The sequence below is a fragment of the Pseudomonas sp. MWU347 genome (assembly GCF_017947305.1).
Taxonomy (GTDB): Bacteria; Pseudomonadota; Gammaproteobacteria; order Pseudomonadales; family Pseudomonadaceae; genus Aquipseudomonas; species Aquipseudomonas putida_A.
In genome coordinates this window covers 246,403-272,746 of sequence record NZ_JAFGZB010000001.1, presented here as the reverse complement: position 1 = coordinate 272,746, position 26,344 = coordinate 246,403, and the positions used below count along the sequence as shown (strand labels likewise).

At 61.5% G+C, this 26,344-nt stretch carries 30 protein-coding genes and 1 pseudogene; 11 read left to right on the top strand and 20 right to left on the bottom strand.

Annotation, left to right across the window (positions count from 1 at the left end):
- Positions 1 to 4 precede the first annotated feature (4 nt).
- On the bottom strand, positions 5 to 1,435 hold the full coding sequence (locus KCG87_RS01210) for a coniferyl aldehyde dehydrogenase (RefSeq protein ID WP_134784885.1): 1,431 nt from the start codon (positions 1,433 to 1,435) through the stop codon (positions 5 to 7).
- Between the two features lie 145 nt (positions 1,436 to 1,580).
- Here KCG87_RS01210 and KCG87_RS01205 point away from each other — a divergent pair, with 145 nt between their 5' ends.
- Entirely contained in the window at positions 1,581 to 2,252 is a 672-nt protein-coding gene (locus KCG87_RS01205) for a TetR/AcrR family transcriptional regulator (RefSeq protein WP_027610562.1), read from the top strand.
- 31 nt (positions 2,253 to 2,283) lie between these two features.
- Positions 2,284 to 3,138: a sulfurtransferase gene (locus tag KCG87_RS01200; protein WP_210556428.1), complete on the top strand. Its 855-nt coding sequence runs from the start codon at positions 2,284 to 2,286 to the stop codon at positions 3,136 to 3,138.
- A gap of 111 nt (positions 3,139 to 3,249) precedes the next feature.
- Here the strand turns inward: KCG87_RS01200 and KCG87_RS01195 are convergent, their stop codons facing one another.
- From KCG87_RS01195 to KCG87_RS01175, 5 genes are all read right to left on the bottom strand, one after another.
- Positions 3,250 to 4,089, bottom strand: coding sequence for an AraC family transcriptional regulator (locus tag KCG87_RS01195; RefSeq protein WP_210556589.1), 840 nt, complete (start codon positions 4,087 to 4,089; stop codon positions 3,250 to 3,252).
- Complete coding sequence (locus KCG87_RS01190) at positions 4,086 to 5,084, bottom strand: hydrolase (RefSeq protein ID WP_210556429.1); 999 nt, start codon at positions 5,082 to 5,084, stop codon at positions 4,086 to 4,088. The genes KCG87_RS01195 and KCG87_RS01190 overlap by 4 nt, the downstream gene beginning before the upstream one ends.
- A gap of 113 nt (positions 5,085 to 5,197) precedes the next feature.
- A complete protein-coding gene (rsmD, locus tag KCG87_RS01185) occupies positions 5,198 to 5,803 on the bottom strand; it encodes a 16S rRNA (guanine(966)-N(2))-methyltransferase RsmD (RefSeq protein WP_134784882.1) in 606 nt (201 codons plus the stop codon).
- The gene (locus KCG87_RS01180) at positions 5,803 to 7,290 is read right to left on the bottom strand and encodes a pitrilysin family protein (protein ID WP_135296765.1); all 1,488 of its coding nucleotides are present in this window, start codon (positions 7,288 to 7,290) and stop codon (positions 5,803 to 5,805) included. Before KCG87_RS01180 ends, rsmD begins: the two co-directional genes overlap by 1 nt.
- Positions 7,283 to 8,638 (bottom strand): pitrilysin family protein, encoded by a 1,356-nt coding sequence (locus KCG87_RS01175; RefSeq protein WP_025112091.1) that lies wholly within the window; start codon positions 8,636 to 8,638, stop codon positions 7,283 to 7,285. Before KCG87_RS01175 ends, KCG87_RS01180 begins: the two co-directional genes overlap by 8 nt.
- Before the next feature lie 344 nt (positions 8,639 to 8,982).
- On the opposite strand from KCG87_RS01175, the gene ftsY reads away from it, so the two are divergent.
- The 4 genes from ftsY (at position 8,983) to rpoH (ending at position 13,229) form a co-directional block, all read left to right on the top strand.
- Complete coding sequence (gene ftsY, locus KCG87_RS01170; protein ID WP_210685713.1) at positions 8,983 to 10,569, top strand: signal recognition particle-docking protein FtsY; 1,587 nt, start codon at positions 8,983 to 8,985, stop codon at positions 10,567 to 10,569.
- On the top strand, positions 10,566 to 11,237 hold the full coding sequence (gene ftsE / locus KCG87_RS01165; RefSeq protein WP_003229148.1) for a cell division ATP-binding protein FtsE: 672 nt from the start codon (positions 10,566 to 10,568) through the stop codon (positions 11,235 to 11,237). Before ftsY ends, ftsE begins: the two co-directional genes overlap by 4 nt.
- Positions 11,234 to 12,259 (top strand): permease-like cell division protein FtsX, encoded by a 1,026-nt coding sequence (gene ftsX, locus KCG87_RS01160; RefSeq protein ID WP_007964135.1) that lies wholly within the window; start codon positions 11,234 to 11,236, stop codon positions 12,257 to 12,259. Before ftsE ends, ftsX begins: the two co-directional genes overlap by 4 nt.
- 115 nt (positions 12,260 to 12,374) lie before the next feature.
- The gene (gene rpoH / locus KCG87_RS01155; RefSeq protein WP_003229146.1) at positions 12,375 to 13,229 is read left to right on the top strand and encodes an RNA polymerase sigma factor RpoH; all 855 of its coding nucleotides are present in this window, start codon (positions 12,375 to 12,377) and stop codon (positions 13,227 to 13,229) included.
- 198 nt (positions 13,230 to 13,427) lie between these two features.
- On the opposite strand, the gene mtgA is transcribed toward rpoH, so the two are convergent.
- Positions 13,428 to 14,150 (bottom strand): monofunctional biosynthetic peptidoglycan transglycosylase, encoded by a 723-nt coding sequence (gene mtgA, locus KCG87_RS01150; RefSeq protein WP_134784878.1) that lies wholly within the window; start codon positions 14,148 to 14,150, stop codon positions 13,428 to 13,430.
- Between the two features lie 74 nt (positions 14,151 to 14,224).
- Between mtgA and KCG87_RS01145 the strand changes: the two genes are divergently transcribed.
- The 4 genes from KCG87_RS01145 (at position 14,225) to trmB (ending at position 16,466) form a co-directional block, all read left to right on the top strand.
- Entirely contained in the window at positions 14,225 to 14,596 is a 372-nt protein-coding gene (locus KCG87_RS01145; RefSeq protein WP_134784877.1) for a DUF423 domain-containing protein, read from the top strand.
- An 80-nt stretch (positions 14,597 to 14,676) separates the two neighbouring features.
- Positions 14,677 to 14,877 carry a sulfur carrier protein ThiS gene (gene thiS, locus KCG87_RS01140; RefSeq protein ID WP_167734067.1) on the top strand — a complete coding sequence of 67 codons (201 nt, stop codon included), beginning with the start codon at positions 14,677 to 14,679 and terminating at the stop codon, positions 14,875 to 14,877.
- A gap of 59 nt (positions 14,878 to 14,936) precedes the next feature.
- On the top strand, positions 14,937 to 15,731 hold the full coding sequence (locus KCG87_RS01135) for a thiazole synthase (protein ID WP_098966077.1): 795 nt from the start codon (positions 14,937 to 14,939) through the stop codon (positions 15,729 to 15,731).
- A 9-nt stretch (positions 15,732 to 15,740) separates the two neighbouring features.
- Positions 15,741 to 16,466 (top strand): tRNA (guanosine(46)-N7)-methyltransferase TrmB, encoded by a 726-nt coding sequence (gene trmB / locus KCG87_RS01130; protein ID WP_047297147.1) that lies wholly within the window; start codon positions 15,741 to 15,743, stop codon positions 16,464 to 16,466.
- A 129-nt stretch (positions 16,467 to 16,595) separates the two neighbouring features.
- Here the strand turns inward: trmB and KCG87_RS01125 are convergent, their stop codons facing one another.
- From KCG87_RS01125 to KCG87_RS01075, 12 genes and pseudogenes are all read right to left on the bottom strand, one after another.
- Entirely contained in the window at positions 16,596 to 17,144 is a 549-nt protein-coding gene (locus KCG87_RS01125) for an RNA 2'-phosphotransferase (RefSeq protein ID WP_210556431.1), read from the bottom strand.
- Between the two features lie 21 nt (positions 17,145 to 17,165).
- Positions 17,166 to 17,297, bottom strand: a pseudogene (locus KCG87_RS27405) (metal ABC transporter ATP-binding protein); the annotation flags it as partial.
- Complete coding sequence (locus KCG87_RS01120) at positions 17,284 to 17,607, bottom strand: DUF3392 domain-containing protein (RefSeq protein ID WP_003229134.1); 324 nt, start codon at positions 17,605 to 17,607, stop codon at positions 17,284 to 17,286. The gene KCG87_RS01120 and the pseudogene KCG87_RS27405, both read right to left, overlap by 14 nt.
- 28 nt (positions 17,608 to 17,635) lie before the next feature.
- Positions 17,636 to 18,841: a radical SAM family heme chaperone HemW gene (gene hemW / locus KCG87_RS01115; protein WP_246881620.1), complete on the bottom strand. Its 1,206-nt coding sequence runs from the start codon at positions 18,839 to 18,841 to the stop codon at positions 17,636 to 17,638.
- A complete protein-coding gene (rdgB, locus tag KCG87_RS01110; protein ID WP_134784874.1) occupies positions 18,838 to 19,434 on the bottom strand; it encodes an RdgB/HAM1 family non-canonical purine NTP pyrophosphatase in 597 nt (198 codons plus the stop codon). The genes hemW and rdgB overlap by 4 nt, the downstream gene beginning before the upstream one ends.
- Entirely contained in the window at positions 19,431 to 19,865 is a 435-nt protein-coding gene (locus tag KCG87_RS01105) for a DUF4426 domain-containing protein (RefSeq protein ID WP_027610575.1), read from the bottom strand. Before KCG87_RS01105 ends, rdgB begins: the two co-directional genes overlap by 4 nt.
- Before the next feature lie 26 nt (positions 19,866 to 19,891).
- Positions 19,892 to 20,512 (bottom strand): methionine biosynthesis protein MetW, encoded by a 621-nt coding sequence (gene metW / locus KCG87_RS01100; RefSeq protein WP_003229126.1) that lies wholly within the window; start codon positions 20,510 to 20,512, stop codon positions 19,892 to 19,894.
- A gap of 7 nt (positions 20,513 to 20,519) precedes the next feature.
- Positions 20,520 to 21,659 carry a homoserine O-acetyltransferase gene (locus KCG87_RS01095; RefSeq protein ID WP_083367664.1) on the bottom strand — a complete coding sequence of 380 codons (1,140 nt, stop codon included), beginning with the start codon at positions 21,657 to 21,659 and terminating at the stop codon, positions 20,520 to 20,522.
- 184 nt (positions 21,660 to 21,843) lie between these two features.
- Positions 21,844 to 22,137, bottom strand: coding sequence for a DUF167 domain-containing protein (locus KCG87_RS01090; RefSeq protein ID WP_098966069.1), 294 nt, complete (start codon positions 22,135 to 22,137; stop codon positions 21,844 to 21,846).
- Complete coding sequence (locus KCG87_RS01085) at positions 22,134 to 22,724, bottom strand: YggT family protein (protein WP_027610578.1); 591 nt, start codon at positions 22,722 to 22,724, stop codon at positions 22,134 to 22,136. The genes KCG87_RS01090 and KCG87_RS01085 overlap by 4 nt, the downstream gene beginning before the upstream one ends.
- A 10-nt stretch (positions 22,725 to 22,734) precedes the next feature.
- Positions 22,735 to 23,553 (bottom strand): pyrroline-5-carboxylate reductase, encoded by an 819-nt coding sequence (proC, locus tag KCG87_RS01080; RefSeq protein WP_098966067.1) that lies wholly within the window; start codon positions 23,551 to 23,553, stop codon positions 22,735 to 22,737.
- Between the two features lie 28 nt (positions 23,554 to 23,581).
- Positions 23,582 to 24,268: a YggS family pyridoxal phosphate-dependent enzyme gene (locus KCG87_RS01075; RefSeq protein WP_134784871.1), complete on the bottom strand. Its 687-nt coding sequence runs from the start codon at positions 24,266 to 24,268 to the stop codon at positions 23,582 to 23,584.
- Positions 24,269 to 24,324: 56 nt separating this feature from the next.
- Between KCG87_RS01075 and KCG87_RS01070 the strand changes: the two genes are divergently transcribed.
- Positions 24,325 to 25,359 carry a PilT/PilU family type 4a pilus ATPase gene (locus KCG87_RS01070; protein ID WP_003229114.1) on the top strand — a complete coding sequence of 345 codons (1,035 nt, stop codon included), beginning with the start codon at positions 24,325 to 24,327 and terminating at the stop codon, positions 25,357 to 25,359.
- 132 nt (positions 25,360 to 25,491) lie between these two features.
- Here the strand turns inward: KCG87_RS01070 and KCG87_RS01065 are convergent, their stop codons facing one another.
- Complete coding sequence (locus KCG87_RS01065; RefSeq protein ID WP_003229112.1) at positions 25,492 to 26,118, bottom strand: C40 family peptidase; 627 nt, start codon at positions 26,116 to 26,118, stop codon at positions 25,492 to 25,494.
- Between the last annotated feature and the right edge of the window lie 226 nt (positions 26,119 to 26,344).

Genomic DNA, 26,344 nt, shown 5'->3' with positions numbered 1-26,344 from the left:
ACGATTAGCGGATGAACAGCTTCTGGATCAGTTTCTGAATCGATTTGCCGTAGGGCGGATAAATCAGCTTCGCTGCATTGAAGCGCTGTTTGATCAGCACACCCTTGGCCTTGCTGAAGGTCAGGAAGCCTTCGTGGCCGTGGTAATGGCCCATGCCCGATGGGCCGATGCCGCCGAACGGCATGTCGTCCTGCGCCACGTGCAGCAGGGTGTCGTTCAGGCACACGCCGCCGGAGTGGGTTTCGTGCAGCACGCGGTTCTGTTCGCGTTTGTCGTAGCCGAAGTAGTAAAGCGCCAGAGGACGCGGGCGCTGATTGATGTAGGCAAACGCCTGATCCAGATCCTGATATGGCACGATCGGCAGCAACGGGCCGAAGATTTCGTCCTGCATCACGGTCATCTCGTCAGTGACATTGAGCAGCAGGCTGTGCGGCATGCGCCGGCCCTGGCCTTGTTCGAACAGCGGGATCAGCAGCGCGCCCTTGCTCGTGGCGTCGCTGACATAACCGTTGAGCCGGGCCAGTTGGCGTTCGTTGATGATCGCGGTGTAGTCCGGGTTGTCGGCGAGGGTCGGATAGAAATTGTTGACCACCTGACGATAGGCTTCGACGAACGCGCCGACGCGGTCTTGCGGCACCAGCACGTAATCGGGGGCGACGCAGGTCTGGCCGGCGTTCAGGGTCTTGCCGAAGGCGATGCGTTCGGCGGCGTCCTTGAGCGGCACGTCGCGAGAGACGATGGCCGGGGACTTGCCGCCCAGTTCGAGTGTCACCGGGGTCAGGTTTTCCGCCGCAGCGCGCATCACGTGTTTGCCGATGCTGGTGGCGCCGGTGAACAGCAGGTGATCAAAATGCAGGCGGGAGAACGCCACGCCGATGTCGGCCTCGCCCAGCACCACGCAGACCAGATCTTCGGGGAAAATCCGTCCCAGCAGGGTCTTGAGCAACTGGCCGGTGGCCGGGGTCGATTCGCTGAGCTTGAGCATCACCCGGTTGCCCGCCGCCAGCGCGCCGACCAGTGGGCCGATGGCAAGATACAACGGGTAGTTCCACGGGACGATGATGCCGACCACGCCAAGCGGCTGGTACACGACTTTCGCCGACGCTGGCTGAAAGGCCATGCCGACTTTGCGTCGCGACGACTTCATCCAGCCCTTGAGGTGGCGGCTGGCGTAATGGATGCCGTGCAGGCTGGGCATCAGTTCGGCGAGCAGGGTTTCATCGGCGCTGCGATGACTGAAATCTGCGCTGATGGCATTGACCAGCGCCTGCCGCTCATTACTGAGCAAGTCGCGCAACGCCTTGAGCCATTGCTGGCGCTGATCTGCCGGTGGCATCGGGTTGGCGGCATAGGCGGCGCGCTGTGCCGCGAACAGCCGATCCAGCTCTTCCAGGGGCTGTTGCAGCGTTTGCAGATAAGCAATGTCGGCAGTCATCGTCGGCTCCGGATTTATTGTAGTGATGACTTTCTAGAGTCTATGCTCTAGAAAGTCAAATGACTTCCCGACACAGCTTTGTTTTATCCAGTTCCGGTTAGGTCGTAAGATGCCCCTCACCGCACTCTGAATTAAAGCTCAAGCCATGGCCCCACGAATAAAAACCAGCGAGCGCATCGTGCAGAACAGCCTCGAACTGTTCAATCAGCAGGGCGAGCGCAGCATTAGCACCAATCACATCGCCGCCCACATGGAGATTTCTCCGGGCAATCTGTACTACCACTTCCCGAACAAGCAGGCGATCATCGCCGTGCTGTTCAGTGAGTACGAGACGCTTGTGGACAGCTTTCTGCGCCCGCCGCAGGGGCGTGCCGCCACCGTCGAAGACAAGCGCTATTACCTCAAGGAGCTGCTGTCGGCGATGTGGGGCTACCGCTTTCTGCATCGGGATCTTGAGCACCTGCTCGACAGCGACCCGGACCTGGCCGCGCGCTACCGGCGTTTCTCTCAGCGCTGCGTGATTCAGGGCATGGCGATCTACGAAGGCTTCGTCGCCGCCGGCATTCTCAAGATGGATCGGGTGCAGATCGAATCCCTGACGATCAATGCCTGGATCATCCTCACCTCGTGGGTGCGCTTTCTGTGCACCACCCGGGAAAACTCCAACCACCTCAGCGAACAGGCCATCAAGCGTGGCGTGTATCAGGTGCTGGTGCTGGAAGCCGGATTCGTCACCGATCAGGCCCGTGAAGAGGTGAATGCCTTGTTCGACGAGTTCTACGTGCCGCTGGCCCAGGCCCTCGAGGAAGGGCGGTAACCCATTTCGAAGTCGCTCACAGGAGTCCGTTATGCCGATTGCGCAACTGCTCAGCCCGAATGCACTGGATGCCCGCAAGGAGCAGCCGGGGCTGGTGATTCTCGATTGCCGTTTTGCCCTCGAAGACCCGGACTACGGGCAGCGCAGCTATGCCGAAGGGCACATTGCCGGCGCCCGCTTCGCCGACCTTGAGCGTGACCTCAGTGGCAAGGTGGTCAAAGGCGTGACCGGGCGTCACCCGCTGCCTGAGCCTGCGGCGCTGATCGAGCGTCTGCAGGCGTGGGGCATCCATGCCGACAGCGATGTGGTTTTGTACGACGACGGCCCCGGTGCCTATGCGGCCCGCGCCTGGTGGTTGCTGGCGTGGCTGGGCAAGCGCGATGGCGTGTTCATTCTCGACGGCGGGCTGAAGGCCTGGCACGCGGCGGGTCTGCCGCTGAGTCTGGACGCGCCGTCGGTCAGCCGGGGCAACTTCAGCGGTCAGCCGGACATGAAACTGCTGCTGAGCGCCGAGCAATTGCACAAGCGCCTCGGTCAGCCGTCCCTGACCCTGATCGACGCCCGGGCCTTGCCGCGCTTCAAGGGTGAAGTGGAGCCGATCGATCCGATTGCCGGGCACATTCCCGGCGCGCAGTGCGCAGCGTTTACCGAAAACCTCGGCAGCGACGGGCGATTCCTGCCGGCGGAGCAGCTCAAGCAGCGCTTTGCCGCGAAACTCGGCGAGCGTTCGCCTTCGGAGCTGGTCGCCTATTGCGGCTCCGGGGTGACGGCGTGTCACAACCTGTTTGCGTTGTGCCTGGCGGGGTATCCGCTGGGTTCGCTGTATGCCGGGTCGTGGAGTGAGTGGATCAACGAGCCTTCCCGAGGCATCGCCACGGGCGAATAAAGTCACCATACCCCCAATGTGGGAGCGGGCTTGCTCGCGAAAGCGGTGTGTCAGTCAACCATGATGTGTGCTGAAACACCGCTTTCGCGAGCAAGCCCGCTCCCACAGGGGTTAATCGTCACCGATAGATTGTCGGGCACTGCGATACGCTGCCGGCCCCACGCCATACACCTGCTTGAACTGCCGGCTCAGATGACTCTGATCGGCAAAGCCCAGTTGCATGGCGACTTCCACCGGCAGGCAACCGTGCTGCAATAAACCCCGGGCCGTGGCGATGCGCTGCTGCATCAGCCAGGTGTGCGGTGGCATGCCGGTGGCGCGGCGGAATACCCGGGCGAAGTGGAAGGGCGACAGGTTGACCGCAGCCGCCAGTTCTTCCAACGATGGCGGCGCAGCGAGTTGCGCATGTAGCAGCTCCTTGGCCATCACCACCGCGCGGTGTTCTTTTCCCGGTTTGCCGTTGATCTGCACCGCCGCATGCCGCTGCAACAGCAGCATCATCATCTCGCGCCATACCGTTTGCTGTTGCAGCGCGGTGGCGGGGCTTTCCAGCAAGCGATGCAACTGACAGAAACCGTTGACCAGATCCGGGTCGCGATACAGCGTCGCGCCGAAGGCCGGCATCGGCGCGGTGGGCAGTTCCAGTTCTTCGAGCAGTGAAACGATCTGTCCGGTATCGGGATAAAACGCCCGGTACAGCCAGCCGTCCTCGGTGCCCTTGTGCCCGGTGTGCAATTCGTCCGGGTTGATCAGCACCAGCGTGCCGCTGCCGGCCAGGTGTTCGGCACCGCGATAGCGATAACGCTGGGCACCGGCCATGATCATGCCGATCACATAGCCGTCGTGGACGTGCGGGGCGAAGCGATGCTCGATGTAGCGCGCCGACAACAACTCGACCCCGGCCAGCGGTGCGGTTTGCCAGAACCGGATCGACTCGCCCTGGTCGCTCATGACGTCACACGGGCCAACCATTGCGGGATGCGCCGTTCCAGGTAGTAACCGGGCTGGCGCAACGTGCCATCGACAAACCCGACATGCCCACCCTTGGCCTGCAGCTCGAACCGGGTGCTGGCGGACAGCTCTTCGGCCGTCGGCAAGCTGTGGGGGAACACGAACGGATCGTCAGCGGCCTGAATGATCAGGGTCGGGGTGCGGATTTCGCCGAGAAAGTAGCGACTCGACGCCCGGCGATAGTAATCCTCGGCATCGGTAAAGCCGTGCAGCGGCGCGGTGACCCGGCCATCGAAGTCCCAGAAGGTGCGCATGTTCTCCAGCGAGCCGAGCGCCGCCAGAGCCGCCAGGCCATCCTCGCGTCCGTCATGCTGGAACTGGCGTTGCTTGTTCTTGATGTAGGCGACCATCTCGCGCATGAAGTGCGCCTGATAAACCTTGGAAAATCCCTTGCCAATGCGGTCTGCACACTGATCAAGACGAAACGGCACCGACACCGCCACTGCACCGAGCACGCCGCTGTCGCTGCCGGTCTCGCCCAGATGCTTGAGCAACACATTGCCGCCGAGGGAATAACCGACCGCATACAGCGGCGCCAGCGGGCGCTTGGCGCGCAGGTGTCTGATGGCTTCGGCGAGGTCTTCGCTGGCGCCGGAGTGGTAACTGCGCGGCAGCAGGTTGGGTTCGCCGGAGCAACCGCGCCAGTTCAGCGCGACGCTGGCCCAGCCTTGCGCGGCGAGGGCGGCCTGAATTCCGGCGACGTAGGGCGAATTGGAAGAACCGGTCAGCCCGTGCAATACCAGCACTAGCGGCGCCTCGGCGCTGTGCGGGCCATGCCAGTCGAGATCGAGGAAATCCCCGTCGTCCAGCCACAGGCGTTCACGCTCGCGATCAAGGTGGACGGTTTTGCGCCACAGCGGCCCCCACAAGGTTTGCAGGTGCGGATTGCCGAGGCCGAAGGCGGGGGTGAAACGTTCAGTTTCCAGAGGGCACACACCTTTTGTGGCGAGGGAGCTTGCTCCCGCTGGGGCGCGAAGCGGCCCTTTTTGGGGACTGCTGCGCAGTCCAGCGGGAGCAAGCTCCCTCGCCACAGGGTTGTTCAATACGTTCAGTTAACGGCCATACGTTGCCACAACGCGTAGTACACCCGCCCGGATTTCTGCTCGCGGTGCAGGCGCCAGTTGCCCGGCAGGCCCAGCGTCGAAGGCGCGGTCTCGCTTTCAGTGTAGATCCACGAATCCGGCGCCAGCCATTGGCGCTCTTCCAGCAGGGCGCAAACGGCCGGCAGCAGGTTCTGGTTGAACGGCGGATCGAGGAACACGAGGTCGAACGGCGTGGCGACCTGGGTTTCCAGATAACGCAGCGCGTCGGCGGTCTGCACCTGGCCGTTGGTGCAGCGCAGGGTGCCGAGGTGTTCCTTCAGGCTCGATACCGCTACGTGGCTGGCATCCAGCGCCTGACCCATGGCTGCGCCACGCGACAGTGCTTCAAGAAACAGCGCGCCGCTGCCGGCGAACGGGTCCAGCACCTTGGCCCCGGCCACATACGGCGCGAGCCAGTTGAACAGGGTTTCGCGCACGCGGTCCGGTGTCGGGCGCAGGCCCGGTGCATCGGGGAAGCTCAGTTTGCGGCTGCGCCATTCGCCGCCGATGATGCGCAGCTGGTTCACACCGTTGTGGACGTTCTGCGCAGGTTTTTTAGGACGAGTAGCCATTAATGCTCCGGAACCCCGAGCGGTTGCTCGGCGGGTTTATCAGATGGGGCCGGTAACGGCTTTTGCGGCACGGTCGGGCCAGCGCTGACGATGACCAGTTTGTCCGTGCTCAGGTGTTTGTTCATCGCGTCTTTGACCTGCTCGACAGTCAGGCTCTGGGACTGACGCATGAAGTCATCCAGATAGCTCAACGGCAGATTATAGAAGCCCATGGCGCCCAGTTGGCCGACGATATCGGCGTTGCTTGCGGTGGACAGCGGGAAGCTGCCGGCCAGCTCGCGCTTGGCGTCGTCGAGTTCTTTCTGGGTCGGGCCGGTCTTCAGATAATCGGCGAGCACGTCCTGCACCAGTTTCAGCGTGCCTTCGCTCATTTCCGCGCGGGTTTGCAGGTTGATCATGAACGGGCCGCGAGCCTGCATCGGGCTGAAACCCGAGTACACGCCGTAGGTCAGGCCACGCTTCTCGCGCACTTCGCTCATCAGGCGGGTGCCGAAACCGCCGCCACCGAGGATCTGATTGCCCATCGACAGCGCCGCGTAATCCGGATCGTCACGGTCGATGCCCAGCTGTGCGAGCAGCAGGTTGGTCTGCTTGGACGGGAACTCGATGTGATTGACGCTGGCTTTCGGTTCCTGCGGCTGGGCGATTTTCGCCAGCGCCGGGCCTTTGGGCAGGGCGCCGGAGACCTGATTGGCAATCGCCTCGGCCTCGGCGCGCGACAGGTCACCGACCAGTGCGATCACCACGTTGCCGGCCGCGTAGGCCTTGGCGTGGAATTCACGCAGTTGCGCCAGAGTGATCTTCGGCACGCTCTGCGGGTTGCCGTCACTGGAGTGCGCGTATGGGTGATCGCCGTACAAAAGCTTCATCAGCTCAAGGCTGGCGAGTTTGCCGGGATTCTGTTTCTGGTACTCGAATCCGGCGAGCATCTGGTTCTTGATGCGCGCAAAGGAATCGGCCGGAAAGGTCGGTTTGCCCACCACTTCGGAGAACAGCTTCAGCGCCGGCTCGCGCTGGTCGGCGGCGCTCAGACTGCGCAGCGAAGCCAGCGCCATGTCCTTGTAGGCGCCGTTGCCGAAATCCGCACCGAGGCCTTCGAAGCCTTGGGCGATGGCGCCGACGTCTTTGCCGGCCACGCCTTCGTTGAGCATGGCGTTGGTCAGGACTGCCAGGCCCGGTGCATTGCCGTCCTGACTGCTGCCGGCGGCGAAGATCAGGCGCATGTCGAACATCGGCAGCTCATGGGCTTCGACGAACAGCACCTTGGCGCCTTCGGCGGTGTTCCAGGCCTGCACGTCGAGCTTGCGGCTGGCCGGGGCCTTGCCGTCGAGTTCGGCCAGCGATTGCAGCTTCTGGCTGGTCTTGGCGTTGTCCAGTGCTTCGCTGGCGTCGGTTTTGACACCGGGCATCAGATAGAACGCGGCGGAGCCGATCACTGCAATGGCGATCAGACCAAGCAACAGGCGTGGGGATTTGCGCTCACTCATGAGTCGTCTCCAGTGGCAGGACATGGGCGACGCTGAGACGTTCGCGGGTGAAATACAGCTTGGCGGCGTTCTGGATGTCTTGCGGGGTCACGCTTTCCAGATCGGCGAGTTCGGTGTCCATCAACTTCCACGACAGCCCGACCGTTTCCAGTTGGCCGATGGCGGTGGCCTGACTGGTGATCGAATCACGTTCGAACACCAGGCCGGCGATCACTTGCGCCCGCACGCGCTCCAGTTCTTCGGCGGACGGTGCGGTGGTTTTCAGCTGTTCCAGCAGTTTCCACAGACCGGCTTCAGCTTGCGCCATGGTCTTTTTCTTCTGCGTGTTCGGCGTCGCCGACAGGGTGAACAGGCTGTCGCCACGGGTGTAGGCGTCGTAGCTCGACGAACCGCCCGAGACCAACTCTTCACCGCGCTCCAGTTGCGTCGGGATGCGCCCGCTGTAACCGCCGTCGAGCAGCGCCGAGATCAGGCGCAGGGCGTTGACCGAGCGCTTGTCTTCAGCAGTGGCAATGCTTGGCACGTTAAAGCCGAGCATCAGGCTGGGAAGTTGGGTCTGCACATGCAGGGTGATCTGGCGCTCACCGGGTTCGGCCAGTTCCAGTGGTTTCTTCGCCGGTGGCACGTCGCGCTTGGCAATCGGCCCGAAGTAGCGTTGGGCGAGGGTCTTCACTTCATCGGGGGTGACGTCGCCGACCACTACCAGCGTGGCGTTGTTTGGCACATACCAGGACTGATACCAGTGGCGCAGCTCTTCGACCTTCATCCGGTCCAGGTCCGCCATCCAGCCGATGGTCGGTGTGTGGTAGCCGCTGGCCGGGTAAGCCATAGCCTTGTAACGCTCGTAAGCCTTGGACATCGGCTTATCGTCAGTGCGCAGGCGACGCTCTTCCTTGATGACTTCGATTTCCTTGGCGAACTCGTCAGCCGGCAGGCGCAGATTGGCCATGCGGTCGGCTTCCAGTTCGAAGGCCACGCCCAAACGGTCGCGGGCCAGCACCTGGTAATACGCGGTAAAATCGTCGCTGGTGAACGCGTTTTCTTCGGCGCCCAGATCGCGCAGGATCAACGAGGCTTCGCCGGGGCCGACTTTCTCGCTGCCCTTGAACATCATGTGCTCAAGCGCGTGGGACAGGCCGGTCTGGCCCGGGGTTTCGTAGCTGGAACCGACCTTGTACCAGACCTGCGACACCACCACCGGCGCGCGATGGTCTTCGCGCACGACGACCTTCAGACCGTTGTCGAGGGTGAATTCGTGGGTCGGTTGCGGGTCGGCCGCCAGGGCCGAAAGGGGCAGGCAGACTGTGCTGAGCAGCAGGCCTGCAGCGCGGCGGGCTAGAGCATTCATTCGTTTTTTAACCTGTTGGGCTGCCCGCTTGGTCTTAGCGTCGGCGGGCGAGAGGGTGCTAGGATACTGATCCGTTTTACCGGCGACCACGCCTATCAGGTTTTCAGGCCTGATGCGGTTGTATAGGTTGGCGGCAGAAAGCTGCGGTTTATCGACTAGACTTCGCTTTTTCGCCGATTTTGCCGGTTTAGTCCTTCGTTAATACGAATCTTTGGGGTGCCGCTGGCGCCTCGACAAAATGTTGCGCGTGAACAAGCTGGATGAAACACAGTCTGTTCTGCATCGAATATTTATTTGCCGGGGCGCCCTTATGGCGCGTCGCTACCGTGAGATAGCCGTCCTCCATGTTTGGTTCCAACGACGACAAGAAGACCCCAGCTGCGGCTGGCGAGAAGAAAAGCCTGTTCGGATGGCTGCGTAAGAAACCGCAGGAACCCGTCGTCGAACAGCCGCCCGCGATTCCTGAACCGGCTCCGACGCCAGCGCCTGCTATAGAAGAAGAGCCGGCGCCGATCGTGCTGCCGATTGCCGAGCCGGTGCTGCAACCGGTCGAACCCGAGCCAGAATCTGAAACCCCGGTGGCGGCCGAGCTGCCACTGACTCCGGCGGCCGAGCCGTGGCTGACCTTGCCGGTGGCGGAAGAACCGGTGGCCTTGGTCGAAGAGGCCGCGCCGCATGTGACGCCGCCGATTCCTGCACCTGCCGCGTTCGTCCCTGAAGTCGCTCCGGCGCCAGTGGTTGAGCCGGTTGTCGAGCCTGCGCCGGCTGTTCCCGAGCCAGTGACCCCGGTGGTCGTCGCCCCTGTTGCGCCGGTCGCTCAGCAGCCCGAGCCTGCACCTGCACCTGCACCTGCACCTGCACCTGCACCTGCACCTGCACCTGCACCTGCACCTGCACCTGCACCTGCACCTGCACCTGCACCTGTCGTCGCTGCTCCGGTGGTGCCGGTAGAAGTGGTTGCTGAAACGCCAGTGGAAGCCCCGCGCAGCGAAGAAACCAAAGTCGGCTTCTTCGCCCGCCTCAAGCAAGGCCTGTCGAAAACCAGCGCCAGCATCGGCGAGGGCATGGCCAGCCTGTTTCTCGGCCGTAAAACCATTGATGACGATTTGCTCGATGAGCTGGAAACCCGTCTGCTGACCGCCGACGTCGGTGTCGAAGCCACCACGCAGATCATCCAGCGCCTGACTCAGAAGGTTGCACGCAAAGAGTTGGCTGACGCCGACGCGCTGTACAAGTCGTTGCAGGCCGAGCTGGCGGCGATGCTCAAGCCGGTCGAGCAGCCGCTGAAAATTGCCTCGCAGAACAAGCCGTTCGTGATTCTGGTGGTCGGCGTCAATGGCGCCGGCAAGACCACCACCATTGGCAAGCTGGCGAAGAAGCTGCAACTGGAAGGCAAGAAAGTCATGCTCGCCGCCGGTGACACCTTCCGCGCCGCTGCCGTTGAGCAGCTGCAGGTCTGGGGCGAGCGCAACAAGATCCCGGTGATTGCCCAGCACACCGGTGCCGACTCTGCTTCGGTGATCTTCGACGCCGTGCAGGCCGCCAAGGCCCGTGGCATCGACGTGTTGATCGCCGACACCGCCGGTCGTCTGCACACCAAAGACAACCTGATGGAAGAGCTGAAGAAAGTTCGCCGGGTGATCGGCAAGCTCGACGCCGACGCACCGCACGAAGTGCTGCTGGTACTTGATGCCGGCACCGGTCAGAACGCGATCAACCAGGCCAAGCAATTCAACCAGACCGTCGAACTGACTGGCCTGGCGCTGACCAAGCTGGACGGTACCGCCAAGGGCGGGGTGATTTTTGCCCTGGCCAAGCAGTTTGGCCTGCCGATCCGCTACATCGGCGTCGGTGAAGGCATCGACGATCTGCGTACCTTTGAAGCCGAACCCTTTGTCCAGGCACTGTTTGCCGAGCGGGAGCGTTCATGATTCGTTTCGAACAGGTCGGTAAACGCTACCCGAACGGTCACGTCGGCTTGCATGAGCTGAGCTTTCGAGTGCGTCGTGGCGAGTTTCTGTTTGTCACCGGCCACTCCGGTGCCGGTAAATCCACGCTGTTGCGCCTGTTGCTGGCGATGGAGCGTCCGACCAGCGGCAAACTGCTGCTGGCCGGGCAGGATCTGAGCACCATCAGCAACGCACAGATCCCGTTCCTGCGTCGGCAGATCGGCGTGGTGTTCCAGAATCACCAGTTGCTGTTCGATCGCACGGTGTTCAACAACGTCGCGCTGCCGCTGCAAATTCTCGGCTTGTCCAAGGCCGAAATCGCCAAGCGCGTCGATTCGGCGCTGGAGCGCGTGGCGTTGTCGGATAAAACCGATTTGTACCCGGGCGATCTGTCCACCGGTCAGCAACAGCGCGTCGGCATCGCCCGCGCCATCGTCCACCGTCCGGCCCTGCTGCTGGCGGACGAACCGACCGGTAACCTCGACCCGCGCCTGGCGGCCGAGATCATGGGCGTGTTCGAAGACATCAACCGGCTGGGCACCAGCGTGCTGATCGCCAGTCACGACCTGGCGCTGATTGCGCGCATGCGGCACCGTATGCTGACCCTGCAACGCGGCCGACTGATCGGCGACGGGGAGGCCGGCGTATGAGTGCGACACGCAGTCCGAAGGTTTCCGAGCGCGTGGCCCCGAAGGCCGCCGACCCGCAACCGCCAAAGAAGAAAAAACACGACGATGACGACGGTCCGGACTTTTCCACGCTGTTGCGCTCGTGGATCGAAAGTCACCGCGCCAGCCTGCTCGACAGCCTGCGGCGCCTCGGCAAGCAGCCGATCGGCAGCTTCTTTACCTGCATGGTGATGGCCGTGGCGTTGAGCTTGCCGATGGGCCTGTCGCTGCTGATCAACAACGTCGAGCGTCTCGGTGGTTCGTGGCAGCGTGCGGCGCAGATTTCGCTGTACCTGCAACTGGACGCCACGCCCGCGCAGGGTGAATCGCTGCGCGAGCAGATCAAAGGCATGCCCGGCGTCGCTGATGCCGAATATGTCGGCCGTGATCAGGCGCTGGAAGAGTTCCAGCAGCAGTCCGGTCTGGGCGAAGCCCTGCGCGAGCTGCCGGAGAACCCGCTGCCGGGCGTGGTGCTGGTGACCCCGAACGAGGTCGACAAGCCGACTCTGGAAGCATTAAGACAAAAACTTTCCGAGCTGCCGAAGGTACAACAGGCGCAACTTGATCTAGTCTGGGTCGAGCGTCTGGCCGCCATCCTCAAGCTCGGTGACCGTTTTGTCTTCGGTCTGACGGTGCTTTTGGTTTCTGCATTACTTTTGGTGATAGGCAATACCATTCGTCTTCATATTGAAAACCGCCGCACAGAGATAGAAGTGATTAAACTCGTCGGCGGCACTGACAGTTATGTGCGTCGCCCCTTCCTTTATATGGGCGCGTTGTATGGCTTCGGTGCGGGGGTTCTGTCCTGGGGAGTGCTGGCGTTCGGCCTCAACTGGCTGAACGACGCGGTGGTTGGACTGGCCGGCTTGTACGGCAGTGATTTCGCGCTGGCCGGAGTGCCAGTTGCCGACGGTCTGTCGCTCTTGCTTGGCGCGGTGCTGTTGGGTTATATCGGTGCATGGATTGCAGTCGCACGTCATCTCAGGGAGCTGGCGCCGAAGTAGAATCTTTTTTGCGCGTGATTGACCTTGCGGTTTTTTTGGGAACTTGTACTTGAATTCCCGGTCAATTTTTCGCAGTGCCGAGAGGCACGAGTATGTAAGTGGGAGGTTTTTTCGCATGACCAATTCTTTGCAACCTGCGTACGCGTTGGTTCCGGGTGCGAACCTGGAAGCCTATGTGCACACCGTCAACAGCATTCCATTGCTGACGCCGGAGCAGGAGCGTGAACTGGCCGAGAGTCTCTACTATGAGCAGGATTTGGGGGCGGCTCGGCAGATGGTGCTCGCCCACCTGCGATTTGTCGTACACATTGCCCGTAGCTATTCCGGCTACGGTCTGGCTCAGGCTGACCTGATCCAGGAAGGTAACGTCGGCTTGATGAAGGCGGTAAAACGCTTCAACCCGGAAATGGGTGTGCGTCTGGTGTCGTTCGCCGTGCACTGGATCAAGGCGGAAATTCACGAGTTCATCCTGCGCAACTGGCGCATTGTGAAGGTCGCGACCACCAAGGCGCAGCGCAAGCTGTTCTTCAACCTGCGCAGCCAGAAGAAACGTCTGGCGTGGCTGAACAACGAGGAAGTCCACCGTGTGGCGGAAAGCCTTGGCGTCGAACCACGTGAAGTGCGCGAGATGGAAAGTCGCCTGACTGGCCATGACATGGCCTTCGACCCGGCTGCAGAAGCTGACGACGACAGCGCTTTTCAGTCGCCGGCCAACTACCTGGAAGACCACCGGTACGACCCGGCGCGTCAACTGGAAGATGCCGACTGGAGCGACAACTCCAACCACAACCTGCACGAAGCGCTGGAAGTGCTGGACGAACGTAGCCGCGACATCCTCTACCAGCGCTGGCTGGCAGAAGAGAAAGCCACGCTGCACGACCTGGCGCAGAAGTACAACGTATCGGCCGAGCGGATCCGTCAGCTCGAGAAGAGCGCGATGAACAAGCTCAAATTGTCGATCGCCGCATAACCGGCGCTCAGGCAAACAAAAACGCCCCGATCAGCGATGATCGGGGCGTTTTCATTTCTGTTTCAACACAAATCCCTGTGGGAGCGGGCTTGCTCGCGAAGGCGTCGTGTCAGTCACCGACAATGCTGGCTGACCCACCGCCTTCGCGAGCAAGCCCGCTCCCACAGTGATTGATGGTGTCTGAATGATTGAATGTGGTTATTCGGCCCAAGGCGCCCGGCGCGAATCATCAAGCCCCAGCAGGTAACTGGTCCCACCCAGCTGGCTCATCTGCTGCCGAATCCACCCGGCCCGGCGCGACACATACGCTGTCGGATGGCTGGCGCTCCACACTCGCGGGTTAGGCAGCACCGCCGCCAGATAACTCGCCTGCTGCCGCGACAGTGACTTGGCGCTCACACCAAAGTGATGACGTGCTGCGGCTTCGGCACCAAACACCCCGTCATCCCACTCGACGCTGTTCAGGTAAACCTCAAGAATCCGCTGCTTGGGCCACAACACCTCGATCAGTGCGGTAAACCATGCTTCCAGGCCTTTGCGCAGATAGCTGCGACCGGACCACAGAAACAGGTTCTTCGACACTTGTTGGCTCAAGGTGCTGGCACCGCGAATCGAACCGCCGAGTTCGTTGTGGGCCAGCGCAGCCTGAATCGCGCCGAAGTCAAAACCCCAGTGCTCGGGAAACTTCTGATCTTCGCCGGCCATGACCGCGACCTTGAGGTCGTCGGAAATCTCGTCCCACGGTTTCCAGGTGCGCTGCAGGTCAATCGGCTCGCCGTCGACCCAGGATTCGATCTTGCGCTCGACCATCAGCGCCGTGCCCGGCGGTGGCACGAAGCGAAACAGCAACACCAGCAATACACTGCCGCCCGCGAACCAGAGCAGGGCCTTCGTGAGACGACGCAAAAGTGAACGCAGCATAGAGATGGCTTGGCCGAACCGATAGAGCGGGCCATTATACAGACCCTGCCGAACGAGTCTGACTGGAGTTCCACATGCTGCGTGGCTTTCTGATGCTGGCCGCTTTCTTTGGTTTTACCGGTGTGGGCCTTGGCGCCTTCGCCGCTCATGGCCTGAAGAGCCGCCTGACCCCCGAGTATCTGGCGATTTTCCACACCGGCGTGACCTATCAACTGGTGCACACGCTGGCGCTGTTCGGCGTTGCGCTGCTGGCCACGCAGATTCAGGGACGATTGGTGGCCTGGGCTGGTATCTCGTTCGCCGTCGGCATCCTGTTGTTCTCGGGCAGTCTGTATGTGCTGACCACCACCGGCATCAGCAAGCTCGGCATCATCACCCCGTTCGGCGGTCTGGCGTTTCTGGTTGGCTGGCTGTGTCTTGGACTTGCCGCCTGGCGCCTGCAGTAAACCGCTTGACGCTTGGTGCTGACCTTTAGGTCATGATCGGGCTAGAATGCCACCCCCTAAAAATGATGGCGGCCAGGCGCATGCGCATTCAGTTGAACGGCGAATCCCTTGAACTGCCCGACGGTGAAACCGTTGCGGCCCTGATTGCCCGTATGGACCTGACCGGTCGCCGGGTGGCAGTCGAACTCAATCTGGATATCGTCCCGCGCAGCCAGCATGCCGACACCATCCTGAACGACGGCGACAACGTCGAAGTGGTGCACGCCATCGGCGGCGGCTGATCGCCGGCCCGCAAGGGCACAGAATTCTGCAAGACCCTCACCCCTAAAGAGGATTCCCCATGAGCATCGTTCGCAGCGACAAGCCTTTTGTTCTGGCCGGTCGTACTTACCAGTCGCGTTTGCTGGTCGGTACCGGCAAGTACCGTGACATGGAAGAAACCCGTCAGGCCATCGAAGCCTCGGGTGCCGAGATCGTCACCTTCGCCGTGCGCCGTACCAACCTCGGCCAGATCGAAGGCGAGCCGAACCTGCTCGAAGTGCTGTCGCCGGATCGCTACACCTTCCTGCCGAACACCGCCGGTTGCTACGACGCTATCGAGGCCGTGCGCACTTGCCGCCTGGCCCGTGAGTTGCTCGATGGTCACAACCTGGTGAAGCTGGAAGTGCTGGCCGACCAGAAAACCCTGTTCCCCAACGTGATCGAAACCCTCAAGGCCGCCGAAACGCTGGTCAAGGAAGGCTTTGACGTGATGGTTTACACCAGTGATGACCCGATCATCGCTCGCCAACTGGCGGAAATCGGCTGCATCGCGGTCATGCCGCTGGCCGGTCTGATCGGTTCCGGATTGGGGATCTGCAACCCGTACAACCTGCAGATCATCCTCGAAGAAGCGAAAATTCCGGTGCTGGTGGATGCCGGTGTCGGTACTGCTTCCGACGCCACCATCGCCATGGAACTGGGCTGTGACGCGGTGCTGATGAACTCGGCCATCGCTCATGCTCAGCAACCGCTGATGATGGCCCAAGCCATGCAACACGCGATCGTCGCAGGCCGCTTGGCCTACCTCGCCGGCCGCATGCCGAAAAAACTCTATGCCAGCGCCTCTTCGCCGCTGGATGGTCTGATCAAGTAAGAGCCATTGATGACTGAATCGAACGACACGCCTATCCAGACGGAAGAGGGCGACGAGCGCCAACACCGCCGCATCAAGAGCTTCGTGATGCGCGCCGGGCGCATGACCGAAGGCCAGCAACGTGGTCTGGATCAGGGCGCGCCGCTGTACGTGCTGCCGCTGGCCGACGCGCCGGTGGATTACGATCAGGTGTTCGGCCGTTCGGCACCGCGCTCGCTGGAGATCGGTTTCGGCATGGGCCACTCGCTGCTGGAAATGGCCGCGGCGGCACCGGATCAGGACTTCATCGGTGTGGAAGTGCACCGTCCGGGTGTCGGCGCGCTGCTCAATGGCGTGCTGACTCAGGGCCTGACCAACCTGCGGGTCTACGATTGCGACGCGATTGAAGTGCTCAACCGCTGCATCGCAGACAACAGCCTCGATCGCCTGATGCTGTTCTTCCCGGATCCATGGCACAAGAGCCGTCACCACAAGCGTCGTATCGTTCAGGCGTCCTTCGCCGAACTGGTGCGCAGCAAGCTGAAGGTTGGCGGCATCCTGCACATGGCCACCGACTGGGAGCCGTACGCCGAGTACATGCTGGAAGTGATGAACGTCGCCCCGGGCTACCGCAACCTCGCCGAAGACGGCAAATGCGTACCACGCCCGGCCGAACGGCCGATCACCAAGTTCGAACGCCGCGGCGAACGTCTTGGGCATGGCGTGTGGGATCTGAAGTTCGAGAAAATCTCCTGAGCATCACGCAAAACCCAATGTGGGAGCGGGCTTGCTCGCGAAAGCGGTGATTCATTCAACGTTGATGTTGACTGATACGACGCCTTCGCGAGCAAGCCCGCTCCCACAGTTGTTTTGTGTGCTCAGCAATTACACGGTGGAGAGAAAGCGCGCCGGCACCTGTTCTGTCAGCCAAACGCCGTTTTCGGCCTGATAGAACTTCAAACCCTGTTCTTCCATCTGCCGTGCGGCGACTTTCAGAATCACCACGGTGCCATAGCGCTGCCCGACGGCCGAAGCGGTGTCGATGTCTTGGGAAAGGTGCACGTGATGGCGTGATCCCGGGATCAGGCCTTGTTCTTTGATTGACTCAAGAAAGCGCGTCGCTGTGCCGTGATACAGCGTTTGCGGTGGCTGTTTCTGCTCGAACTGCAAATCCACGCTTTTCGTTGAGTGGCCCTGAACCGCACGAATCAGTTGGCCGTCCTCGGAAATCGAGAAGCGCTTCTTGTCGCTACTTGTCACGACCGCTTCAATCAGTTCGCGATCCAGTTTGCGACCGTCACGCGCAGCACCGTTGATCAGTTCTTCGATATTTGCCCAGCCTTCAGAGTCCAGCGTCAGACCGATCGCCTGAGGTTCGTGGCGCAATACGAAGCTGAGAAATTTGCTTGTCTCGTCCAAATTTTTTTTGCTCATGAACTTCCCTGTCATTGCGATCAACTGTGGGAGCGGGCTTGCTCGCGAAAGCGGTGAATCATTCAACGTTGATGTTGACTGATACGACGCCTTCGCGAGCAAGCCCGCTCCCACAGTTGTTTTTGGTGATGGCTGAAAATCAGCGGCGGTCAGCGACGACGCCGATAAGCACCAGCACCACCAGCAGCACCGGCGCCAGGCTGTAGTTGTTGAACTGGCTCAGGCCCTTGACCACCCACGGCGTGGCGTAGATCAGCGCGGCGCCGCTGCCGATTACGCACAGCAGGGCCATCAGCGGTACGCGCAAGGCGCCGGCGATGCTGCCAAGGCGTTGTTCGACCCAGCCCTTGAAGTCGGCGCCGAACAGCACCAGCAGGCAGCCCACCAGGGCCAGGGCGATTTCCGAGAGGTTGCTGCGGCTCCAGCGGGACACGGTGGCGAGCAGATCGAGTATCAAATCCATGCGGTTTTCCTTAGGGCGGCCGTGGGGTTCAGCTCAGAAATTTCTGCAGCAAGTCGTTGAGAAACAGTTGTCCGCGCTCGGTGGCCGCCAGACGTGACGGTTCGACCTGCATCAGGCCACTTTGTTCGGCCTCGCGGCGGTGCTCGGCGAGACTTTCCAGCGGCAGGCCGGTGCGTTCGGGATACAGGCGTGATTCCACCCCGGCAGTCAGGCGCAGGGCGTTCATCAGGAACTCGAACGGCATCTCGTCATTGCTCAGGGCTTTCTCGCCGGCCTGGAAACTCTTGGCCGGGTTGAGATAGTCCTTCGGCAGGCGTGTCTTCCAGGTGCGGACGATGCGCCCGTCCGGATGACTGAGCTTGCCGTGGGCGCCAGCACCGATGCCGATGAAGTCGCCGAAACTCCAGTAATTGAGGTTGTGCCGCGCCGGCCGCCCGGGCTGGGCATAGGCCGAGACTTCGTATTGCGCGTAACCGTGCGCGGCCAGCAGCGCTTGTCCGGCTTCCTGAATGTCCCACAGCGTATCGTCTTCCGGCAGCACCGGCGGCTGGTTCCAGAACACCGTGTTCGGCTCCAGTGTCAGCTGATACCAGGAGATGTGCGTCGGTTTCAGTTCGATGGCCTGACGCAGGTCGCTCAAGGCATCGTCCAGCGACTGATCGGGCAGGCCGTGCATCAAGTCGAGGTTGAAGTTATCGAACCCGGCCTGACGCGCCATACCTGCCGCGCGCACCGCTTCGTCGCCGTTATGGATGCGCCCGAGGGCTTCGAGTTTCTGCTGCTGGAAGCTCTGAATGCCGATCGACAGGCGATTGATCCCCAGCTTGCGGTACGCAACGAACTTCTCTTGCTCGAAGGTGCCGGGATTGGCTTCCAGGGTGATCTCGATGTCGTGGGCGAACGGGATGCGCTGCTCGACGCCTTTGAGCAAGCGCCCGAGGGCTTGCGCGCTGAACAGGCTCGGCGTACCGCCACCGAAGAAGATCGAACTGATTTCACGGCCATACACCGCGTGCAGGTCCTGATCGAGATCGGCCAGCAACGCGTCGACGTATTCCTCTTCTGGCAGCACCGGGCTGGCGGTGTGCGAGTTGAAATCGCAATACGGGCATTTGCGCACACACCACGGAATGTGGATGTACAACGCCAGAGGCGGCAGTGCAGGCAGCGGCGCCCGAGGCGAAGAGGCGGCGCCGCCGATGATCAGCGACGACGCGGGGTGGCTGTGGGTCATTTCAGGCCCAGACGCTGGCGCAGCAGATCCATTGCACGGGCGCGGTGGCTGATCTGGTTCTTGTCGGCCGGGCTCAGTTCGGCGCTGGACACGTCTCGCTCCGGCACCCAGAACAGCGGGTCGTAGCCGAAACCGTGCTCGCCGCTGGCGGCGGTCAGGATGCGCCCGTGCCACAGGCCTTCGCAGAGAATCGGCAGCGGATCATCGGCATGCCGCACCAGTGCCAGCACGCAGACGAACTGCGCGCCGCGCTCGGCTTGCGGCACGTCTTTGAGGGCCTCGAGCAGTTTGGCGTTGTTCGCCGCATCGCCCTTGCCGTCGGCATAGCGCGCCGAGTAGATGCCCGGTGCACCGCCGAGGAAATCCACCGCCAGACCCGAGTCGTCGGCCAGCGCCGGCAGGCCGGAGATGCGCGCGGCATTGCGCGCCTTGAGGATCGCGTTCTCGACGAACGACAGACCGGTTTCCTCCGGTTCGACCTTGCTCCATTCGCCGATCGAGCGCAGTTGCACCGAGTCGCCGAGCATGGCCTGGAGTTCCTTGAGTTTGCCGGCGTTATGGCTGGCCAGTACGAGTTGCGTGAGGTTCATCATTCGCCGGGAAAGAGTTCTTGGTTGAAGTTGATGGTGTTGATCTTGTCACCGTTCTGCACCTTGATTTCAAAGGTGCGGGTTTCCTGCTGCTCCACCGGGTACTGGGCGATGTAGTAGATCGCGCCCTGTTCGGTGACCTGGCGGAAGTTCAGCGGCACGCTCTGGCTGGTCAGGTCTTTGACCGTGCCGGTGACGTTGGCGATCAGCGGTTTGCCGTCCTTGATCACCGAGACATTGATCACGCCCTGGTTCTTGCTGCGGATCAGCTCGGCTGCTTTGGCGATGTCGGGTGTCAGGAAGGTCGAGTTGAAGGTGTTGTAGTGCACGGTAACGTCACCGAACACTTCCTTGCGTTCGCCCTTGATGGCATCGGCGGCCACCGCCGACAGACTCAGGCAGGCGGCCAATAGCACAGTAATCAAGCGACCCATGATCGTTCTCCTCGAAATGTCGTGGTTCAGACCGCGACCCGATGATCTGCAAGCACCGGGCTGCTGACGCGGTAGATACCAATCTCACCTAACAGATTAGGCCATAGCTTACTGGCCCACCCGTGGCGGTGCTGTTGATCCACGGCAAGCCGATCAATGACCTTCGCATCACGTTCGCGACAAAGTTCTTCAAAGTCTTCGAAGGTGCAGAAGTGAATGTTCGGCGTGTTGTACCAGGTGTACGGCAGAAATTCCGACACCGGCATCCGGCCCTTGCTCGCCAGGTACCAGCGGCAGCGCCAGTGCCCGAAGTTGGGGAAGGTGATGATGCACTGACGACCGACCCGCAGCATCTCGTCGAGGATCTTGTCCGGGTAGTGCACGGCTTGCAGGGCCTGGGTCATGACGACGATGTCGAAACTGTTGCTGGCGAAGTTGCCCAGTCCCTTGTCCAGGTCCTGCTCGATGACGTTGATGCCCTTGGCCACGCACTCGGCGATGTTATCGGCGTCGTTTTCCAGGCCATAACCGGTGACGTTCTTGTTGTCGCGCAGCCAGGTCAGCAATTCGCCGTCGCCGCAACCGAGGTCGAGCACGCGGCTGCCGGCGGGGATCCATTCCTGGATGATTTCCAGATCAGCTCTCATGGCTTGTTCACACCGTAATTCGGTTCATGTAATTGCCGAACGCCTGCAGATAGCGCGGGATCGGAATCAGGAAGGCGTCGTGGCCCTGTGGCGCGTCGATTTCCAGATAGCTGACGTCTTTGCGTGCCGCCATCAGCGCGTCCACCAGCTCCCGCGAGCGGGCCGGGGAGAAGCGCCAGTCGGTGGTGAACGACATCACGCAGAACTTGGCGGTGGCGTTTTCGAAAGTTTTCGCCAGGTTATCGTCGAAGTTCGCCGCCGGATCGAAGTAGTCCAGTGCCTTGGTCATCAACAGGTAAGTGTTGGCATCGAAACGCCCGGAGAATTCTTCACCCTGATAGCGCAGGTAGCTTTCGACCTGGAACTCGACGCTGTGGAAGTCGTAGTTGAGCTTTTCGCTCTTCAGGCCGCGGCCGAATTTCTCGCCCATCGAGTCGTCGGACAGGTAGGTGATGTGCCCGACCATCCGCGCCAGCATCAGCCCGCGCTTGGGAATCACCCCCTGTTCCTGGAACGAACCGCCGTGGAATTCCGGGTCGGTAAGGATCGCCTGGCGCGCCACTTCGTTGAAGGCGATGTTCTGCGCCGACAGCTTGGGGGCCGAGGCGATGGCCAGGCAGTGGCGCACGCGATCCGGGTAGGTGATGGTCCACTGCAGCGCCTGCATGCCGCCCAGGCTGCCGCCGATCACTGCGGCAAACTGACGAATGCCGAGCAAGTCAGCCAGACGCGCCTGACTGTGCACCCAGTCTTCGACGGTGAGCACCGGGAAATCGGCGCCGAACGGCTTGCCGGTCTCCGGGTTGATACTGCTCGGGCCGGTGGAGCCGTTGCAGCCGCCCAGATTGTTCAGGCTGACCACGAAGAACTTATTGGTGTCGATCGGTTTGCCGGGGCCGATGCAGCTGTCCCACCAACCGGGCTTGCGGTCGTCGGGGCTGTGATAGCCGGCAGCGTGATGATGACCAGACAAGGCGTGGCAGATCAGCACGGCGTTGCTCGCCTGTGCGTTCAGCGTGCCGTAGGTTTCGTAGATCAGGTCGTAGGCGGGCAGCGAACGGCCACAGGCCAGAGCCAGAGGTTCACTGAAGTGCGCCGTTTGCGGCGTCACCAGACCAACAGAATCGGGGGGAAAGGCAGCTGGCATCGACCCTGCTCTCGTTGAAATGAGGCGTAAGTCTAAAGAGCATGGGAGTTAGCGGCAAGCAACGATCGGGCCTGTTTGTTCGCTTTGGACCGAGGCGCGGCCATTCGCGAGCAAGCCCGCTCCCACAGGGGAATGCGATCTCCTGTGGGAGCGGGCTTGCTCGCGAATGGAGCGACTCGGTGGGTCAGGCTGGACGCGTCAGATCAGGCAACTCCGGCAGCTTCTTCGGCGCACAGATCTTCACCCGTTTCTGCCGGTTCAACTCGCCGCTGAGCAAGTTGACCTGGCTCTTGGAAACCCCAAACGCCTTGGCCAGAAAGCCCATCAGATACGCATTGGCCTTGCCCTCGACCGGCGGCGCGGTGAGGCGGATCTTCAGGCGGTCACCGTGCAGCCCGGCGAAATCATCGCTGCGGGCTGCCGGTTGCAGATGACATTCGAGGATCAGATCGTCGCCGTCCCAGCGAAACCAACTCACATCAGCAGGCGCAGGATTTCCGGCATCATGGTCATTGCCGCCAGATTGTTGATCACCAGCATGTCGATCAGCTTCAGCGCCAGGAAGGCGAAAATCGGCGACAGGTCCAGACCGCCGAGGTTCGGCAGAATCTTGCGGAACGGTGCCAGCGCCGGCTCGCAGATCTGGTTCACCAGTTCAGCGCCCGGGTTGTGGCTGCCCGGGGCGACCCACGACAGGATCACGCTGATGATCAGGGCGAAGAAGAAAATCTTCAGGAACAGCGCGGTGACGCCGATGATCGACCAGATGAACAGTTGTAGCGGGTTGCCGGTGGTGCCGTAGGTCAGCAGCAGGGTCAGGGCCATCAGGGCCAGTTGCACCAGAATCGCCAGCACCAGCGAAGACATGTCGAGGCCGAAGATGCTCGGGATGATCCGGCGCAGTGGCTTGAGCAGTGGCTGGGTAGCCTTGACCACGAACTGGCACAGCGGGTTGTAGAAGTTTGCGCGCACCAGTTGCAGGACGAAGCGCAACAGCACGATCAGCAGGTACAGACTGCCGAGGGTTTGCAGCACGTAAACCGCTGCGGTGTTCAATCCAATCATGTAAGGCTCCTTATTTGCCCAGTTGTTCGGCCATTTCGGCCGAGCGGTGCGCGGCGGTGCCGAGTGCTTTTTCTACCAGGGCTTCGAAGCCGTTAGCCTGGAATGATTTGATCGCGGCCTCTGTGGTGCCATTTGGCGAGGTCACGCGGCGGCGCAGCTCGGCAGCGTCGACATCGCTGGATACCGCCATGTGCGCGGCGCCCAGAGCCGTTTGCAGGGTCAGTTGCTCGGCGATTTCCTTTGGCAGGCCGAGTTTGACGCCAGCGGCGGTCATCGCTTCGATCAGCAGGAAGAAGTACGCCGGGCCGGAACCGGAGACGGCGGTCACCGCATCGAGTTGCTGCTCTTCGTCCAGCCACAGCGCGATACCCACGGCGGACAGCAGCTCTTCAGCCTGCTGACGCTGTTCGGCGGTCACTTCGCTGGTGGCGTACAGGCCGCTGACGCCCTGGCGCAGCAGTGCCGGGGTGTTCGGCATGCAGCGCACGATCGGCTGCTCGCCGAGCCATGCGGTCATGCTCGCGCAAGTGATGCCGGCGGCGATCGACACCACCAGTTGCTGCGGTTTCAGACTTGGGCGGATGGCTTCGCACACGGCTTTCATCGCCTGTGGCTTGACCGCCAGTACGATCACGTCGACGCCGTCGATGGCCTGGGCGTTATCGGCGAAGGTTTCGATGCCGTGTTCGGCGCTGACGCGTTGGCGGGTCTCTTCGCCCGGATCGCTGGCGCGGATGTGGCTGGCTTGCAGACCCTTGGCCCGCAGGCCGCCGATCAGGCTGGCGGCCATGTTGCCGGCACCGATAAAGGCAATGCGTGTGTTGCTCATGTCAGGTCCTTTTTCAGATGGCTGTCGGTCATTGCTGACCGTAATCTCTGGCGCCAAACAGGGCGGTACCGATCCGCACCCAGGTGGCGCCTTGGGCGATGGCCGACTCGAGGTCGTGGCTCATACCCATGGAAAGTGTGTCGAGCGGCAGATTCAGGCTGGCCTGCAAACGTTGCACGGCAGCAAAAGCGGCATCTTGTTCGGCGCGATCTTCGGTCGGCTCGGGAATCGCCATCAGCCCGCGCAGTTTCAGCCGGGGCAGGGCGCTGATGGCTTCGGCCAGCGCCGGCAGGTCGGCCGGGGTGCAGCCGGACTTGCTGGCTTCACCACTGACGTTGACCTGAATGCATATGTTCAGCGGCGGCAGCTCGGTCGGGCGCTGCTCGGACAGGCGTTGGGCGATTTTCAGGCGATCCACGGAGTGCACCCAGTCGAAATGCTCGGCGATGGCGCGAGTCTTGTTCGATTGAATGGGGCCGATGAAGTGCCAGATCAAGGGCAGGTCGGCCAGTTCGAGCTGTTTGCCCAAGGCTTCCTGCAGATAATTCTCACCGAAGTCACGCAGGCCGGCGGCATGGGCTTCACGCAGGTCTTGTGCGGGTTTGGTCTTGCTGACCGCCAGCAACTGCACGCTGTTTTCACTGCGCCCGGCCGCTGCGGTGGCAGCCTGGATGCGCGAACTAACCAGTTGGATGTTGTCTGCTATCGTGGACATCAAGAGGCGCCGGCGGTCTGAAGGTTCGCGGCATTCTACTGGAATTGAGGGACGCTATGGATATCACTGAACTGCTGGCGTTCAGCGCCAAACAGGGCGCTTCCGACCTGCACCTGTCGGCCGGTCTGCCGCCGATGATCCGCGTCGATGGCGATGTGCGGCGGATCAATCTGCCGGCGCTGGATCACAAACAAGTGCACGAATTGATCTACGACATCATGAACGACACCCAGCGGGTCGACTTCGAGAAACACCTGGAAACGGATTTCTCGTTCGAAGTCCCCGGCGTGGCGCGCTTTCGGGTCAATGCGTTCAATCAGAACCGGGGCGCCGGCGCGGTGTTTCGCACCATTCCCTCGAAAGTGCTGAGCATGGAAGACCTCGGCATGGGCGATGTCTTTCGCAAGATCACCGATGCCCCGCGCGGGCTGGTGCTGGTGACCGGGCCGACCGGCTCCGGCAAATCCACCACGTTGGCGGCGATGATCGATTACCTCAATACCCATCGCCATCACCATATCCTCACCATCGAAGACCCGATCGAATTCGTCCACGAATCGCGCAAGTGCCTGATCAATCAGCGCGAAGTCCATCGCGATACCCGCAGCTTTGCCACGGCGCTGCGCTCGGCACTGCGCGAAGACCCGGACGTGATTCTGGTTGGCGAGATGCGCGACCTGGAAACCATTCGCCTCGCACTGACTGCCGCTGAGACCGGGCATCTGGTGTTCGGCACGCTGCACACGACGTCCGCCGCCAAGACCATCGACCGTGTTGTCGATGTGTTCCCGGGCGACGAGAAGTCCATGGTGCGTTCGATGCTGTCCGAGTCATTGCTGGCGGTGGTGTCGCAGACGCTGATCAAGAAGATCGGCGGCGGGCGGGTGGCAGCCCACGAGATCATGCTGGGAACATCGGCGATCCGGAACCTGATCCGCGAGGACAAGGTGGCGCAAATGTATTCGGCGATTCAGACCGGCGGGTCGTTGGGGATGCAGACACTCGACATGTGCCTGAAGGAGCTGGTGACCAAGGGCTTGATCAGCCGCGAGCATGCGCGGGAAAAGGCGCGTACGCCGGATAATTTTTAAGAGAGGCTTGTGTTGCTTTCACTGGCCTCTTCGCGAGCAAGCCCGCTCCCACATTCGAATGCATTCCAATGTGGGAGCGGGCTTGCTCGCGAAGGGGTCAGTACTGCTTGAGCAGATTCCGGATCAGTCGACTCAGCGCTGAACCACGCGCATCTGTTTGCCAGCCGGTTCTTTCGGCAGCACACGCTTGGCAACCACGTAATGCTGTTCCCAGTACGGCTTGTTCAGCGTATCGATGCTCACCGCTTTGCCACGGCGTGGTGCGTGGATGAAGCGGTCGTTGCCCAGGTAGATGGCAACGTGGTTGACCCGACGGCTCTTGATGTTGAAGAAAATCAGGTCGCCCGGCTTCAGATCCTTGCGTTCGACTTTTTCGCCATGCCCGCTGGCCATCGCGTTGGAGGTGCGTGGCAGGTCGAACGTGGCGTCGTTGAACGCATATTTCACCAGCCCGCTGCAGTCGAAGCCTTTACTTGGGCTGCTGCCGCCCCAACGGTAGGGAGTACCGAGGACGTTCACCGCACGGCTCAGGACGTTGCTGCTTTCCTTGTTGGCCATCGGTGGCACCAGCTTGCCGTGATTCTTGCTGGCGAGCGTGGTGTGTTTCGTTTGTTTGCTGCTCTTGCTCGAAGGAGCCGAAGCATGGGATTTAGGGGTGAAACCGTTAACGTTGGGAAGACGTTGCTCACGATTGGTGGCGTGGGCGGCCAGTGGCATTAATAGGCAAATAGTTAGCCATGTCTTGAAAAATGGTCGCATTAGGCGTGGCTCTTATGTGTTAGCGCGCAACTTTATAACAGCTTTTTTGTCCCTTCCGAGGCCGTTGGTCGATTCCATCGGAGGGCAACGGAACCAAACAAGCGGCAAACGGACGCAATTGTCGGACAGAAGTCCGGTGCTATAAGGCTTTGACGGACGACACGGTAACATTTGCCGTACGTCGGCTACATGTAAAAAAGTCACAAAGAATTAAAGAAAATTTATC

Excerpts from the sequence above, each read along its gene's own strand:
- KCG87_RS01125 (WP_210556431.1), bottom strand. The coding sequence starts at position 17,144 with ATGAGCAAAAAAAATTTGGACGAGACAAGCAAATTTCTCAGCTTCGTA.
- rsmD (WP_134784882.1), bottom strand. The coding sequence starts at position 5,803 with ATGGCTACTCGTCCTAAAAAACCTGCGCAGAACGTCCACAACGGTGTG.
- trmB (WP_047297147.1), top strand. The coding sequence starts at position 15,741 with ATGACTGAATCGAACGACACGCCTATCCAGACGGAAGAGGGCGACGAG.
- hemW (WP_246881620.1), bottom strand. The coding sequence starts at position 18,841 with ATGACCCACAGCCACCCCGCGTCGTCGCTGATCATCGGCGGCGCCGCC.
- KCG87_RS01105 (WP_027610575.1), bottom strand. The coding sequence starts at position 19,865 with ATGGGTCGCTTGATTACTGTGCTATTGGCCGCCTGCCTGAGTCTGTCG.
- ftsY (WP_210685713.1), top strand. The coding sequence starts at position 8,983 with ATGTTTGGTTCCAACGACGACAAGAAGACCCCAGCTGCGGCTGGCGAG.
- KCG87_RS01085 (WP_027610578.1), bottom strand. The coding sequence starts at position 22,724 with ATGATTGGATTGAACACCGCAGCGGTTTACGTGCTGCAAACCCTCGGC.
- KCG87_RS01195 (WP_210556589.1), bottom strand. The coding sequence starts at position 4,089 with ATGAGCGACCAGGGCGAGTCGATCCGGTTCTGGCAAACCGCACCGCTG.
- rpoH (WP_003229146.1), top strand. The coding sequence starts at position 12,375 with ATGACCAATTCTTTGCAACCTGCGTACGCGTTGGTTCCGGGTGCGAAC.
- KCG87_RS01065 (WP_003229112.1), bottom strand. The coding sequence starts at position 26,118 with ATGCGACCATTTTTCAAGACATGGCTAACTATTTGCCTATTAATGCCA.
- KCG87_RS01075 (WP_134784871.1), bottom strand. The coding sequence starts at position 24,268 with ATGTCCACGATAGCAGACAACATCCAACTGGTTAGTTCGCGCATCCAG.
- KCG87_RS01200 (WP_210556428.1), top strand. The coding sequence starts at position 2,284 with ATGCCGATTGCGCAACTGCTCAGCCCGAATGCACTGGATGCCCGCAAG.
- KCG87_RS01210 (WP_134784885.1), bottom strand. The coding sequence starts at position 1,435 with ATGACTGCCGACATTGCTTATCTGCAAACGCTGCAACAGCCCCTGGAA.
- ftsX (WP_007964135.1), top strand. The coding sequence starts at position 11,234 with ATGAGTGCGACACGCAGTCCGAAGGTTTCCGAGCGCGTGGCCCCGAAG.
- metW (WP_003229126.1), bottom strand. The coding sequence starts at position 20,512 with ATGAGAGCTGATCTGGAAATCATCCAGGAATGGATCCCCGCCGGCAGC.
- ftsE (WP_003229148.1), top strand. The coding sequence starts at position 10,566 with ATGATTCGTTTCGAACAGGTCGGTAAACGCTACCCGAACGGTCACGTC.
- thiS (WP_167734067.1), top strand. The coding sequence starts at position 14,677 with ATGCGCATTCAGTTGAACGGCGAATCCCTTGAACTGCCCGACGGTGAA.
- KCG87_RS01145 (WP_134784877.1), top strand. The coding sequence starts at position 14,225 with ATGCTGCGTGGCTTTCTGATGCTGGCCGCTTTCTTTGGTTTTACCGGT.
- proC (WP_098966067.1), bottom strand. The coding sequence starts at position 23,553 with ATGAGCAACACACGCATTGCCTTTATCGGTGCCGGCAACATGGCCGCC.
- KCG87_RS01120 (WP_003229134.1), bottom strand. The coding sequence starts at position 17,607 with ATGGATTTGATACTCGATCTGCTCGCCACCGTGTCCCGCTGGAGCCGC.
- KCG87_RS01135 (WP_098966077.1), top strand. The coding sequence starts at position 14,937 with ATGAGCATCGTTCGCAGCGACAAGCCTTTTGTTCTGGCCGGTCGTACT.
- KCG87_RS01070 (WP_003229114.1), top strand. The coding sequence starts at position 24,325 with ATGGATATCACTGAACTGCTGGCGTTCAGCGCCAAACAGGGCGCTTCC.
- KCG87_RS01095 (WP_083367664.1), bottom strand. The coding sequence starts at position 21,659 with ATGCCAGCTGCCTTTCCCCCCGATTCTGTTGGTCTGGTGACGCCGCAA.
- KCG87_RS01175 (WP_025112091.1), bottom strand. The coding sequence starts at position 8,638 with ATGAATGCTCTAGCCCGCCGCGCTGCAGGCCTGCTGCTCAGCACAGTC.
- KCG87_RS01205 (WP_027610562.1), top strand. The coding sequence starts at position 1,581 with ATGGCCCCACGAATAAAAACCAGCGAGCGCATCGTGCAGAACAGCCTC.
- KCG87_RS01180 (WP_135296765.1), bottom strand. The coding sequence starts at position 7,290 with ATGAGTGAGCGCAAATCCCCACGCCTGTTGCTTGGTCTGATCGCCATT.
- mtgA (WP_134784878.1), bottom strand. The coding sequence starts at position 14,150 with ATGCTGCGTTCACTTTTGCGTCGTCTCACGAAGGCCCTGCTCTGGTTC.
- rdgB (WP_134784874.1), bottom strand. The coding sequence starts at position 19,434 with ATGATGAACCTCACGCAACTCGTACTGGCCAGCCATAACGCCGGCAAA.